Source organism: Bradyrhizobium sp. 132 (assembly GCF_023074185.1).
In the GTDB taxonomy this organism is placed as follows: Bacteria; Pseudomonadota; Alphaproteobacteria; order Rhizobiales; family Xanthobacteraceae; genus Bradyrhizobium.
On the sequence record NZ_JADPKY010000132.1, the window covers coordinates 311,284 to 323,622 of the forward strand.

At 65.4% G+C, this 12,339-nt stretch carries 8 protein-coding genes; 1 reads left to right on the forward strand and 7 read right to left on the reverse strand.

Annotated elements, in window-relative coordinates; all coding sequences use genetic code 11:
* Window positions 1-3: 3 nt before the first annotated feature.
* The 3 genes from fdhF to IVA74_RS29405 are packed head-to-tail and all read right to left on the reverse strand — an operon-like array spanning window position 4 to window position 4,917.
* Window positions 4-2,877, reverse strand: coding sequence for a formate dehydrogenase subunit alpha (gene fdhF, locus IVA74_RS29395; protein WP_247349975.1), 2,874 nt, complete (start codon window positions 2,875-2,877; stop codon window positions 4-6).
* A 10-nt stretch (window positions 2,878-2,887) separates the two neighbouring features.
* Window positions 2,888-4,444 (reverse strand): NADH-quinone oxidoreductase subunit NuoF, encoded by a 1,557-nt coding sequence (locus IVA74_RS29400; RefSeq protein ID WP_247349976.1) that lies wholly within the window; start codon window positions 4,442-4,444, stop codon window positions 2,888-2,890.
* On the reverse strand, window positions 4,441-4,917 hold the full coding sequence (locus IVA74_RS29405; protein ID WP_247349977.1) for a formate dehydrogenase subunit gamma: 477 nt from the start codon (window positions 4,915-4,917) through the stop codon (window positions 4,441-4,443). The genes IVA74_RS29400 and IVA74_RS29405 overlap by 4 nt, the downstream gene beginning before the upstream one ends.
* Window positions 4,918-5,139: 222 nt before the next feature.
* Between IVA74_RS29405 and IVA74_RS29410 the strand changes: the two genes are divergently transcribed.
* Complete coding sequence (locus tag IVA74_RS29410; RefSeq protein WP_247349978.1) at window positions 5,140-6,033, forward strand: LysR family transcriptional regulator; 894 nt, start codon at window positions 5,140-5,142, stop codon at window positions 6,031-6,033.
* 3 nt (window positions 6,034-6,036) lie between these two features.
* Here the strand turns inward: IVA74_RS29410 and IVA74_RS29415 are convergent, their stop codons facing one another.
* The 4 genes from IVA74_RS29415 to IVA74_RS29430 form a co-directional block, all read right to left on the reverse strand.
* A complete protein-coding gene (locus IVA74_RS29415) occupies window positions 6,037-8,367 on the reverse strand; it encodes a PAS domain-containing sensor histidine kinase (RefSeq protein ID WP_247349980.1) in 2,331 nt (776 codons plus the stop codon).
* Window positions 8,368-8,592: 225 nt separating this feature from the next.
* Complete coding sequence (locus tag IVA74_RS29420) at window positions 8,593-9,966, reverse strand: cation-efflux pump (protein ID WP_247349983.1); 1,374 nt, start codon at window positions 9,964-9,966, stop codon at window positions 8,593-8,595.
* A gap of 192 nt (window positions 9,967-10,158) precedes the next feature.
* Window positions 10,159-11,130, reverse strand: coding sequence for a zinc-binding dehydrogenase (locus IVA74_RS29425; RefSeq protein ID WP_247349986.1), 972 nt, complete (start codon window positions 11,128-11,130; stop codon window positions 10,159-10,161).
* 25 nt (window positions 11,131-11,155) lie between these two features.
* A complete protein-coding gene (locus IVA74_RS29430; protein ID WP_247349989.1) occupies window positions 11,156-12,151 on the reverse strand; it encodes a nitronate monooxygenase family protein in 996 nt (331 codons plus the stop codon).
* Window positions 12,152-12,339 lie beyond the last annotated feature (188 nt).

Consider the following 12,339-nt stretch of genomic DNA (forward strand, 5'->3'; position numbering starts at 1 on the left):
CCGCTACTCCGCCGCCTCGGCCGGCGCGATGCGGCGGGAGTGCCGTGCCTGCGCGTCGTAGGCCTTCTGCCAGTCGGACGGGCCGTTCGACGGCGAGATCTGCACCGCCGTGACCTTGTATTCGGGGCAGTTGGTCGCCCAGTCCGAATAGTCGGTCGTGATGACGTTGGCCTGCGTGTCCGGATGGTGGAAGGTGGTGTAGACGACGCCCGGCGCGACGCGATCGGTGATCTCCGCACGCAGCGTGGTCTCGCCGGCACGGCTCTTCAGCCGCACCCAGTCGCCGTCGCGCACGCCGCGCTGCTCGGCATCGTGCGGATGGATCTCCAGCCGGTCCTCGGCATGCCAGACCACGTTCTCGGTGCGCCGGGTCTGCGCGCCGACATTGTACTGGCTGAGGATGCGGCCCGTGGTGAGAAGCAGCGGATAGCGTGGGCCGGTGCGCTCGTCGGTCGCGATATATTCGGTGACGACGAACTTGCCCTTGCCGCGGACGAAGCCGTCGATGTGCATCACCGGTGTGCCCTCGGGCGCCTCCTCGTTGCAGGGCCACTGCACCGAGCCGAGCTCGTCGAGCTTGGCGTAGGAGACGCCGGCGAAGGTCGGGGTCAGCGCGGCGATCTCGTCCATGATCTCGGAAGGGTGGCTGTAGTTCATCTCGAAGCCCATGGCCTTGGCAAGGCCGATGGTGACCTCCCAGTCGGCGAGGCCGTTCTTCGGCGTCATCACCTTGCGAACGCGCTGGATACGGCGCTCGGCGTTGGTGAAGGTGCCGTCCTTCTCGAGGAAGCTGGAGCCGGGCAGGAACACATGGGCGTAGTTCGCAGTCTCGTTCAGGAAGAGGTCGTGGACGATGACGCATTCCATCGCCGACAGTGCGGCCACCACGTGCTTGGTGTTGGGATCGGATTGCAGGATGTCTTCGCCCTGCACGTAGATGCCCATGAACGTGCCTTCGACCGCGGCGTCGAACATGTTGGGGATGCGCAGGCCGGGCTCGGGGTTGAGCTTGACGTTCCACAGCGCCTCGAACTGCTCGCGCACGGCATCGCCCGCGATGTGACGATAGCCCGGCAGCTCATGCGGAAACGAGCCCATGTCGCAGGAGCCCTGCACGTTGTTCTGCCCGCGCAGCGGGTTCACGCCGACGCCGGAGCGGCCGATATTGCCCGTGACCATCGCGAGGTTGGCGATCGCGATCACAGTCGTGGAGCCCTGGCTGTGCTCGGTGACGCCGAGCCCGTAATAGATCGCGCCGTTGCCGCCGGTGGCGTAGATGCGAGCCGCTTCGCGCAGTTCCTTGGGATTGACGCCGGTGAGGATGGCGGTGGCCTCCGGACTGTTGTTAGTCTGGGAGACGAAAGCCGCCCACTCCTCGAACTCGCTCCAGTCGCAACGCTCGCGCACGAAGACTTCGTTGGCGAGGCCTTCGGTCACGATCACATGCGCCAGCGCCGTCATCACGGCAACGTTGGTGCCGGGCATCAGCGGCAGGTGCAGCGCCTTCACATGCGGCGATTCCACCATCTCGGTGCGGCGCGGATCGATCACGATCAGCTTGGCGCCTTGGCGCAGCCGTTTCTTCAGGCGGGAGGCGAAGACAGGATGGGCCGAAGCGGGGTTGGCACCGATGATGACCACGACGTCGGTGTCCTCGACCGAATCGAAATCCTGTGTGCCGGCGGACGTACCGAACGTGGTGGAGAGGCCGTAGCCGGTCGGGGAGTGGCAGACGCGGGCGCAGGTGTCGACATTGTTGTTGCCGAAGCCGGCGCGGATCAGCTTCTGCACCAGATAGGTTTCTTCGTTGGTGCAGCGGGACGAGGTGATGCCGCCGATGGCGTCGCGGCCGTACTTCGTCTGGATGCCGCGCATCCTGTCGGCGGCAAACGAGAATGCCTCGTCCCACGACACTTCGCGCCAGGGATCCTCGATCCGCTCGCGGATCATCGGCCTGAGGATGCGTTCCTTGTGGTTGGTGTAACCCCAGGCGAAGCGGCCCTTGACGCAGGAATGGCCGCGATTGGCCTTTCCGTCCTTGTACGGCACCATGCGGACGACTTCCTCGCCGCGCATTTCGGCCTTGAAGGTGCAGCCCACGCCGCAATAGGCGCAGGTGGTGACGACGGAGTGTTCGGGCTGGCCGATCTCGATCACCGATTTCTCGGTCAGCGTCGCGGTCGGGCAGGCCTGCACGCAGGCGCCGCAGGAGACGCATTCGGAGCCGAGGAAGCTCTCGCTCATGCCAGGAGAGACGCGGCTGTCGAAGCCGCGGCCGGAGATCGTCAGCGCGAAGGTGCCCTGGACTTCCTCGCAGGCGCGGACGCAGCGCGAGCAGACGATGCACTTGGAGGGATCATAGGTGAAGTACGGATTCGACTCGTCCTTCGGCATCCAGGCGGCGTTGATCTCGCCATTGGATTTGGCAAAGACGTGGTTCTCGCCCTCATAGCCGTAACGCACGTCGCGCAGGCCGACGGCACCGGCCATGTCCTGCAACTCGCAGTCGCCGTTGGCGCCGCAGGTGAGGCAATCGAGCGGATGGTCGGAGATGTAGAGCTCCATCACGCCCTTGCGTAGCTTCTTCAGCCGTTCGCTCTGGGTGTGCACGACGAGGCCGGGCATGACGGGCGTGGTGCAGGAGGCCGGCGTGCCGGCGCGGCCCTCGATCTCGACGACGCAAAGGCGGCACGAGCCGAACGCATCGACCATGTCGGTCGCGCAGAGTTTTGGGATCTGGTGGCCGGCGTCCATCGCCGCCCGCATGATCGAGGTGCCCTCGGGCACCGTGACCTGGTTGCCGTCGATGGTCAGCATCACCATCGTTTCCGATTTCGAGCGCGGCGTGCCGAAGTCGATTTCTTCGATCAGAGACATTGTCGCTCTCCTATTCCGCGGCCTGAAGCGTAGTCGGGGCCGGGACGAAATCTTCCCGGAAGTGCTTCAATGCGCTGAGCACGGGGTAGGGCGTGAAGCCGCCGAGCGCGCAGAGCGAGCCGAATTTCATCGTGTTGCAGAGGTCTTCTACGAGCGCCAGATTTTCGCTCACGCGCTCGCCGCGCATGATCTTCTGGATGGTCTCGACGCCGCGGGTCGAACCGATCCGGCACGGTGTGCATTTGCCGCAGGATTCGACGGCGCAGAATTCCATCGCGAAGCGCGCCTGCTTGCGCATGTCGACGCTGTCGTCGAACACGACGATGCCGCCATGGCCGATCAGGCCGTCGCGCGCGGAAAAGGCCTCGTAGTCGAACGGGGTGTCGAACAGCGCGCGCGGGAAGTAGGCGCCGAGCGGGCCGCCGACCTGAACCGCGCGAACGGGACGGCCCGTGAACGTGCCGCCGCCGATGTCGTCCACGAGCTCGCCGAGCGTGACGCCGAACGCGGTCTCGAACAGGCCGCCCTGGCGGATGTTGCCGGCGAGCTGGATCGGCATCGTGCCGCGCGAGCGACCCATGCCGAAATCGGCATAAGCCTTGGCGCCTTCGGCCAGGATGAAGGGGATGGCGGCGAACGATAGCACGTTGTTGATGACGGTCGGTCTGCCGAACAGGCCGTGATGCGCGGGCAGCGGCGGCTTTGCACGCACGAGGCCGCGGCGGCCTTCGAGGCTTTCCAGCAGCGAGGTCTCTTCGCCGCAAACGTAAGCGCCGGCGCCGACGCGTATTTCGAGATCGAAGCTGTATGTGGAGCCGTCGATCTTGTCGCCGAGATAGCCGCGGCGTCTAGCCGCTGTGATGGCCGCATTCATCGCTTCGACGGCATGCGGATATTCGCTGCGGATGTAGATGTAGCCCTTGGTCGCGCCGACAGTGACGCCGGCGGTCGTCATGCCCTCGATCACGACGAAGGGGTCGCCTTCCATGATCATGCGGTCGGCGAAGGTGCCACTGTCGCCTTCGTCGGCGTTGCAGACAATGAATTTACGATCCGCTTTCGCCTGCGCGACCGTCTTCCACTTGATGCCGGTCGGGAAGCCTGCGCCGCCGCGGCCGCGCAAGCCGGATGCGGTGACTTCGTTCAGGATCGCATCCGAGCCGAGCGAGAGCGAACGCTCAAGGCCCTTGTAGCCGCCATGGGCGCGGTAGTCGTCGAGCGAGCGCGGGTCGATCACGCCGCAGCGCGCGAAGGTGAGGCGGGTCTGGCGCTTCAGCCAGGGGATTTCATCCGCGGCGCCGAGCCGCAGGGGATGAGAGCCATTGCTCGCCATCGAATCGAGCACGGAGGCAACATCCTCCGGGCCGACGGGGCTGTAGGCGATGCGGCCTCCGGGGGTCGCCACCTCGATCATCGGCTCCAGCCAGCAGAGCCCGCGCGAGCCGGTCCTGACGATCTCAATCGGCAGGTCGCGCTGTGCCGCGACCCGTTCGAGCGCCCTGACCACGTCATCGGCGCCGACGGCGACTGCAGCCGCATCGCGGGGGACGAATATCCGCATCTTCATCGCTGCGCCTCCGCAACAAGCGCATCGATACGCTTTTCATCGAGCCGGCCAATGAGCCGGCCGTCGAGCATCGCGGACGGTGCGGTCGCGCACAGGCCGAGGCAGTAGATCGGCTCCAGCGTGACGCGGTCGTCGGCCGTCGTGTTGCCGAGCGAGACGCCAAGCTTCGCCTCGGCACGCGCAGCCAGCGCATCGCCGCCCGCCGCCTGACAGGCCTCCGCGCGGCAGAGTTTCAGCACATGGCGGCCGGCCGGCTTGTGGCGGAAATCATGATAGAACGTGAACACGCCATGCACTTCGGCGCGCGACAGATTGAGCGTTTGCGCCACCATCGGAATGGCTGCTTCCGGCACGTAGCCGAACGCCCCCTGGAGCGCGTGCAGGATCACCAGCGTCGCGCCTTCCTGCTTGCTGTGTTCGGCGATGATATCGGCGCCGCGCATTTCGTTCCAAGGCTCAAAAACCGCTGTCATTCTTCGTTCTCAACCAGAGCGTCTGCTCATCGCAAACTATTTGGAATCATTCGAAGATCAATAAAGCTGTCTCATGCTGCGATCGCGAATCCCGATCGATTTGCGTTGGCAATCAGTTGATTTGAAATTGCAATCGGAGCTGTCTGCCGGGCGGTTTTTACGTGTTGGGCGGGGCAGGGCATGCTAGCTTGTATGCCACCACACAATCCGAGGGGATGACGGTTGCTCGACAAGCTTGAATTGCTGCTGGCGCTGGCGAAAGAGCGGCATTTCGGCCGGGCCGCAGAGGTGTGCGGCGTGACGCAACCGACGATGTCGACCGGGCTCAAACAGCTCGAGGAGATCCTCGGCGTGATGCTGGTCCAGCGCGGCTCCCGCTTCCAGGGTTTTACGCCGGAAGGCGAGCGGGCGCTGGATTGGGCCCGTCGGATCGTGGGCGATGCACGCGCGATGCGTGACGAGATCAATGGGTTGAAGCATCAGCTCTCCGGCGAGATCCGTATTGCCGCGATCCCGACCGTGCTCGGCATGGTCGCCGCGCTGACGACGCCGTTCCGCGCAAGGCATCCCGAGGTGCGCTTCAGCATCCGGTCCACCACCTCGTCCGAGGTGCTGGGGCTGCTCGAAAATCTCGAGGTGGACGCGGGGCTGACCTATATCGAGAACGAGCCGATCGGCAAGGTGCGCACCATTCCGCTCTACAACGAGAGCTATCGCCTGCTCACCGCGCCGGATGGAATGTTCGGCGATCGCGAGACGGTGACGTGGACGGAGGTCGGGCAGGTGCCGCTGTGCCTGCTGACGCCCGACATGCAGAACCGCCGCATCATCGACCGCGCGCTGCGTTCGGTCGGCGCGGAGGCGACGCCGACCTTGACGTCGAACTCGCTCCTGGTGTTGTTCACGCACGTGAAGACGGGGCGCTGGGCCAGCGTGATGCCGGCCAAGCTCGCCGAGACGCTCGGCCTGTCCGACACGGTGCGCTCGATCCCGATCACCGATCCAGATGTCAATTACAGCATCGGCATGGTGATCCCGCAGCGCGATCCGATGACGCCGTTGATTGCGGCGCTGGTCAATGTCGCGCGCGAAGTCGCGCCGTCGCTGCAATCCTAGGGTTCAGGCCGCGGCCGATATTCCGGACGCCGCCTTGATCGCGTCGCGCGGCAGGGTCACGCGCACGACGGTGCCGACTTCGAGCTTGGAGCGCAGCCGCATCGAGCCGCCATGGAGCTGCGCCAGCGAGCGGGCGATCGCGAGCCCCAGTCCCGAGCCGTGATAGGTCTTGGTGAGCTGGCTCTCGACCTGCTCGAAGGGGCGGCCGAGCCGCGCCAGTGAATGCGGCGCGATGCCGATGCCGGTGTCGGCGATCATCAGCACGATCCTGTCGTCGAACTGCCGGCTGCGCACCACGATGCGTCCGCCGTCGGGCGTGAACTTCACGGCGTTGGAGAGCAAATTGACGATGATCTGCTTGGTGGCGCGGCGATCGGCGACGACGGAGAGGGATTTTTCGATGTCGGCGTCGAGCGTCAGGTGCTTGTCCTGCGCCCGGCCGGTGACGACCCGCAAGGATTCCGCCAGCGTCTGCGCCAGGTCGAGCTCTTCCATGTCGAGCTTCATGCGGCCGGCCTCGATCTTGGACATGTCGAGGATGTCGTTGATGACTTCGAGCAGATAATGCCCGCTGGTCAGGATGTCGTGGCAGTATTCCTGGTACTTTTCCGAACCGAGTTCGCCGAACATGCCCGAGCCCATGATCTCGGAGAAGCCGATGATCGCGTTCAGCGGCGTGCGCAGCTCGTGGCTCATATTGGCGAGGAATTTCGACTTGGTCTGGTTGGCCTCCTCGGCGCGGGTCTTCTCGCGCTGGTATTTTTCGGCGAGATCGGCGAGCTCGCCTGCCTGTCGTTCCAGAGCTGCCTGCGAGCGCTTCAGGTCGATGACGGTGGCGCGCAGGCGCAGATCGTTGTCGACCAGCTTCTGCTCGTGCTCCTTGATGCGGGTGATGTCGGTGCCGACCGAGACGTAGCCGCCGTCCTTGGTGCGGCGCTCGCTGATGTGCAGCCAGCTGCCGTCGTCGAGCTGCGCCTCGAAGGTGCGCGCGCCGGGGCCCTGGCTGGCGGTCTCGTTATGGCGGGTTCGCACCTCCGGCATGCGGCCGACCTCGAGCACGGTCTCGTAAGAGGTACCGGAGATGACGGCGCTGTCGGGCAGCTTGTGCAGGCGCTGGAAGTGCGAGTTGCAGAGCACCAGGCGGTCGCTGGCGTCCCACAGCACGAAGGCTTCGGGAATGGTCTCGATCGCGTCGCGCAGGCGCAGATCGGCTTCCACGGTCCGCTCGGCGAGGCTCTTCTGCTCGGTGATGTCGACGGCGATCCCGATCAGGTGCACGCTGGAATCGGTCGCACCGTGGGTCTTTTCGCAGCGGACACGGAGCCAGATCCAGTGGCCGTCGACATGCTGCATGCGAAAGGTCTGGTCGATGTGGTCGATCTTCTCGGAGATGAGCTGGTCGGCGATCTCGAACAGGTCGATGTCGTCGGACTTCACCAGCGCGTTGACCTCGCCGAAGGTGAGGAGCTCGTTGCGGCCGTCGAGGCCGAGCATCGAAAACATCGACTGCGACCAGAAGATGCGGCCGCGCGACAGGTCCCAGTCCCACAGCCCGCAGCGGCCGCGGTTGAGCGCGGTGTCGATACGGCCGCGCATGGCGTCGTTGATCAAGTCGCCCTCGCGGGCACGGGTGGACTGCCAGTGGAAGGCGAAGCCGAGGATCAGGACGACGAAGCCGGTGGTGGCCGACAGCGTCACCGACAGCGCGGCGTCCGAGCCCCAGATCGGCTCGTTGCGCTCCTGGATCACGGTGACGAAGCCGGGCAGCGACTTGATCTGCCGCGAGGTCGCCATCGCGGCGTTGCCGTTCGGCAGCGTCATGTCGGAGATGTTGCCGTCGCGCGGCGGCGCCGCCAGCAGTTGCGCCGTCGTGATTGCGTCGAGCAGACGGTCGTTGCCCGAGGGATCGCTGTCGACCGGGATGCGGGCGAGGATGCGGCGATCAAGGCCGGCCGAGGTGACGATGACGTGGCGGCCCGAGGCGGTGCCCCAGGACGGAATGAGATCGGACAGCAGCGTCGGCAGGTTCTCGATGTTCTTCAGCCGCTCCTGTCGCGCCGAGGTGAGGCGGTCGATGCGCTCGGCGAGCAGGTCAGCGAGCGCCGACATGTCGTGGCGGATCACCAGCCGCTTCTGGCGCGTCTGATCGACGACCTGCACGAACGCGCCGAGGCAGATCGTGATCAGGAACGCGATGATGAGCGTCGGCACCGCGCGGCGCAGCGCCGGCTCCGCGATCAGCAGCCGATGGTAGGCAGGTTTCGCGATCGATTGCGCCAATCCTTTGATCGAATCGGATTGCACGCACGCGTTCGCGGCGTCTGCACGCGCCATGCCCTAGGCCCCCTGGAAACTCTGCTGCGACTGATTTCGAAAGCAGCCCCACATCGCTTTCGAATCACAGCGATTTGAATCCAGTTTTCGCGGCCTGTCGAGAGTCAATGAATCGTTAATGCCGAATAATTCTTATCCAATGGAGAGTTCGCGCCTCTCGCGTCCGTAAATTGACGTGCGTTACGAGTCCGAAACGGGAACGTGTGACTCCTCGCACATTCTGCATCATGCGCGCGGCGGTTCGGCGTGACTGATCACGCGCTTCACGCTCGGGAACGCGCGCCGCAGCGCACGCTCGATCGCGTCGACGTGCTCGTGCACTTTGATCACGCTCATCGACGGCTCGGCGCGGCAGTGGAAGTTGACGATCTCGCCGGCGTCGGTGTTGCGGACGCGGACATTGTGGATGTCGTGGATCTCGCCGCCGGCGGCGTATTCCGTCAGAGCGGCGGCGATGGCCTGCACCCGTTCCGGTGCGGCATCGACCCCGAACGGCAGTTCAGGTTCCAGCGGCTCGATGTGGACGTCGACCTCGACGTCCGCTCCGAACTCCTCCTGGATGTTGCGCTCCAGCGTGTTGGCGACGTCATGGGCGGCGTCGAGCTGCATTCCGGCATCGACCTCGAGGTCGATGCTGACGATCAGCTTGCCGCCGAGGTCGTGCACCGTGACGTGGTGGACGGCGAGTCCCGAATTATGCGCGATCACCATGATGCGGTCGCGGACGGTCTCGTTGTCGCGGGCGACAGGGACCGCGGTGAAGGTGAGGTCGGTTTCGCCGAATGCTTTGTCGACGGCCGCTTGCGCCTTGCGCTTGATCTCCTCGACGCGGTCGATCGGATAGGTCCGCGGCACCTTTGCGATGGTGTCGATGAAGGTGGTCGCTCCGACCATGCGCACGCGCAGCCGTTCGACGTCGATCACGCCGGACACGCCCCGGATCGCGGCCGTGGCCTTCTCCTGCGCGCCCTCCGGAGCGCGGTCGAGCAGCGTCTGCACGGTCGAGCCGGCCATGCGCAAGCCGAGCAGGGCGATCATCACGGCGACCGCGGCGGCCGCGGCGGCATCGCCCCACCAGAAGCCGAGGGCGGCGAGGACCAGGCCCACGATCACGGCGAAAGAGCCCATCACGTCGGAGGCGAAATGCAGCGCGTCGGCGGCCAGCGCCTGGCTCCGCGTCTCCCGCGCGGCGCGGTGCAGGGCGCGGGCGCGCCAGAGATTGACGACGATGTCGATCACCAGCACCACGAACGGCACGGCCGAAATGGTCGGTGGCGGGGTTCCCTCGCGCAGCCGGCTGTAGGATTCGACCAGGATGCCGCCGGCGAGCACGTAGAGCAGAGCCGTGACGCCCAGCGCCGAGATGCTTTCGAGCTTGCCGTGGCCGTAATGATGCTCCTCGTCCGCCGGCTTGTCGGACACCCGTACCACCGCCCAGGTGATGATGGTGGCGACCAGGTCGACCGAGGAGTGCAGGGCCTCGGAGATCAGCGCCAGCGAGCCGATCGCGATCCCGACTGCGAACTTGGCCGCCGCCATGCCGCCGCTGGCGAAGATCGAGATCGCCGCGACCGAGGTCTTGTTGTGTTGGGAGCTCATGGCGTGGGATTTAGCAGGCCACGAGTGAACATCAAGCTGCAGTCCACAGACGTAGTCGCAAGTGAGTTGCAGGAGCACCTTTTCGTAGGGTGGACAGAGGCGCCATGGCGCCGTGCCTACCAACAGGCGTCTCCTGATCAACCGCTTGTGGTGGGCACGCTTCGCTTTGCCCACCCTGCAAGACTGGGACCGCTACGGCACCGTCACCACGATCTTGCCGAGGTGCTTGTTCGCCTCCATGTGCTCGAATGCCTTGTCGATGTCGTCGAAGGCAAACACCTTGTCGATCGGCAGCTGCAGTTTTCGCGACTCGACCGCGCCCCAGATGTCTTTGCGGACCTCCTCAAAAATCTCGCGGACCTCCTCGATGGTGCGGGTGCGGAAGGTGACGCCGACATAGTCGATGCGGCGCGCCGCGTGCAGGTCGAAGTTGAAATCGGCATGGGTGCCGCCGAGCCGGCCGACATTGACGATGCGGCCTTTTACCTTTGTCGCGGCGAGGTTCTGGTTGGCGACTTGGCCTGAGACCTGGTCGACGATGAGGTCGACGCCTTCGCCGTTCGTCGCCTTCAACACCTCGTCGACCCATGTGGGATCGGAGGAATCGACGGCAAGGTCGGCGCCATATTCCTGCAGCCGGCCGCGGCGAGTGGCATCGGTCGACGAGCCGATCACGAGTTTGGCGCCCTTGAGCCTGGCGATCTGCATCGCCATCAGGCCGACGCCGGAGCTTGCGCCCTGGATCAGCACGGCTTGCCCGGGCTGCACGCCGCCGACGGTGACGACGGCGTTGTGCATTGTCGCGAGCGCGACGGGGAGGGTGGCGGCTTCCTCGAAATTCATGTTCGAGGGCGCGCAGAACAGCCGGCCGTGATCGGCCAGCGTGTATTCGGCGAACGCCGCGCCGCCCGAGCCCATAATGCGGTCGCCGACCTTCACGCCCTTGGCATCCGGTCCGAGCTCGGCGACTTCGCCGGCCCATTCCATACCGAGCACGGTGCCGGCGCCGCCGGCCGCGCCATGGACGTGGCCCTTGCGCATGCCCGTGTCGGCGCGATTCAGTCCGCAGGCGCGGACGCGGACCAGCACCTGCGTGCCTTTAGGTTTTGGTTGAGCGACGTCGGAAATCGTAGCGCCACCAGGGCCGTAGACATAAGCCTTCATAAATTGCTCTCGCTTCTTACAGTGACTATTCAGCAGCTTGCGCTGTCGGATGAACGATCATGCCTTCGAGCCGGCTGCGGATGATGGCCTCGGCTTCGCGCACGATCCGGGAGACGAGTTCGGCGCAGCTCGGGATATCATGGATCAGGCCCTGCACCTGGCCCGCCGACCAGATGCCTTCGTCCGAGTTGCCGGTCGCATAGACCATCTTGCCACGGGCGCCGGCGACGAGCTCGCGGATGTCCTCGAACTTGGCGCCTTCCTTCTCCATCGCGACGACCTTGGTCGAGATCTCGTTCCTGGCGACGCGGGAGGTGTTGCGCATGGTGCGGAAGATCAGCTCGGTCTCGCGCTCGTCGTTGGCGACGATCTTCTCCTTGATGAGCTGGTGGATCGGACTTTCCCTGGTGGCCATGAAGCGCGTGCCCATGTTGATGCCTTCGGCGCCCAGCGCCAGCGCGGCGACGAGGCCGCGGGCGTCGGCAAAGCCGCCTGAAGCGATCATCGGGATCTTGATCTTGTTGGCGGCGGCCGGGATCAGGATCAGGCCGGGGGTATCGTCCTCGCCGGGGTGGCCGGCGCATTCGAACCCGTCGATCGAGATGGCGTCCACGCCCATGCGCTCAGCCGAGAGCCCGTGACGGACGCTGGTGCATTTGTGCACGACCTTGACGCCGTGCTTCTTGAACTCGTCGACATGCTCCTGCGGCTTGTTGCCGGCGGTTTCGACCACCGTGATGCCGCTCTCGATGATGGCGGCGCGGTATTCGGCATAAGGCGGCGGCTTGATCGCGGGCAGGATGGTGAGGTTGACGCCAAACGGCTTGTCGGTGAGGTCGCGGCAGCGCGCGATCTCCTTCCTGAGGTCCTCCGGCGTCGGCTGGGTCAGCGCCGTGATGAATCCGAGCGCCCCGGCATTGGCGACGGCAGCGACCAGCTCGGCACGGCCGACCCATTGCATGCCGCCCTGGACGATCGGGTGCTCGACACCGACGAGCTTCGTGAACCGCGTCTGCAACATGATCTGTTTCCCCCGCCTGCGTGGCGCTCTGTTATCGGTTGATGGCGGCAGGATGCCGCCCGGGTCGGGAAAAGTCTATTGCGAGGTCGGACAGGGCGATCATGCGGGGGAGTGGAGGATTCCGTGGGGCGGATAATTGGGGCGCGATGAGTGTGGGCGACAGCGTCTCTCCGTCTCGTGTCCCGGAC

Coding starts and splice junctions, on each gene's coding strand:
- IVA74_RS29430 (WP_247349989.1), bottom strand. CDS start 12,151: ATGTTGCAGACGCGGTTCACGAAGCTCGTCGGTGTCGAGCACCCGATC.
- IVA74_RS29400 (WP_247349976.1), bottom strand. CDS start 4,444: ATGAAGATGCGGATATTCGTCCCCCGCGATGCGGCTGCAGTCGCCGTC.
- IVA74_RS29415 (WP_247349980.1), bottom strand. CDS start 8,367: ATGGCGCGTGCAGACGCCGCGAACGCGTGCGTGCAATCCGATTCGATC.
- IVA74_RS29405 (WP_247349977.1), bottom strand. CDS start 4,917: ATGACAGCGGTTTTTGAGCCTTGGAACGAAATGCGCGGCGCCGATATC.
- fdhF (WP_247349975.1), bottom strand. CDS start 2,877: ATGTCTCTGATCGAAGAAATCGACTTCGGCACGCCGCGCTCGAAATCG.
- IVA74_RS29425 (WP_247349986.1), bottom strand. CDS start 11,130: ATGAAGGCTTATGTCTACGGCCCTGGTGGCGCTACGATTTCCGACGTC.
- IVA74_RS29420 (WP_247349983.1), bottom strand. CDS start 9,966: ATGAGCTCCCAACACAACAAGACCTCGGTCGCGGCGATCTCGATCTTC.